Source organism: Candidatus Hydrogenedentota bacterium (assembly GCA_016791475.1).
Taxonomy (GTDB): domain Bacteria; phylum Hydrogenedentota; class Hydrogenedentia; order Hydrogenedentales; family JAEUWI01; genus JAEUWI01.
Map to the genome: position 1 here is coordinate 1 of JAEUWI010000184.1, position 776 is coordinate 776.

Annotated in this window: 1 protein-coding gene; it reads right to left on the minus strand. The window is 59.7% G+C overall.

Features of this window, described 5'->3' with window-relative positions:
- Nucleotides 1–776, minus strand: a 776-nt coding sequence (locus JNK74_28595) for a DegT/DnrJ/EryC1/StrS family aminotransferase (GenBank protein MBL7650146.1), incomplete at both ends; no start/stop codon positions are given.

A 776-nucleotide genomic window follows, 5' to 3' on the forward strand; every position in this document is an offset into this window, starting at 1 on the left:
GCGATCATTGAGTAGTTTCATCAACCGGTCTCGCTGTGCGTGCCGTATGACATACAGGTGATAAACGTGTTCATAGCCATCCGCTTGAACGGGTTTTTTGACGGAAGCCAAGCCCGCATGGTAGTGCTGCGCCAACTGCCTGCGTTTTTGATTATGGGCAGCGAGATGATTCAGCTTGACGCGCAGAATGGCGGCCTGAATCTCGTCCAAGCGGCTGTTGATCCCCCGCTCGACATTGATATAGCGTTGGACTTGACCGTAATTACGCAGCCGGCGCAGTTTTTCGGCCAATGCGGAGTCGTTGGTGATGATCGCGCCGCCATCTCCATAGGTGCCGAGGTTCTTGGTCGGGTAAAAGCTGAAGGCCGCCAGATGCCCCCACATTCCTACCCAACGATCATGCAGCCGTGCGCCGTGAGCCTGCGCGCAATCTTCCACGAGCAGCAGCCCATGACGTCCGGCAATGCGAGAAAGCTCAGTCATATCCGCCGGATGCCCATAGAGATGTACCGGGACGATGGCACGGGTACGCGGGGTAATGGCGGCCTCGACGGCTGCGGGGTTGATGGTGTACCGATCCGGGTCGATGTCGACCAAGACGGGCTGCGCGCCGGCACGTTCGATGGCGCATACGGTGGGCACCGCGGTATGGGATACGGTGATGACTTCATCACCGCGCCCGACGCCGCCCGCTCGCAGCGCCAGCTCGATCGCGTCGGTTCCGTTGGCTACGCTGATGGCATATTGGACGCCGTGAAAGGCGGCGAATTCGGCTT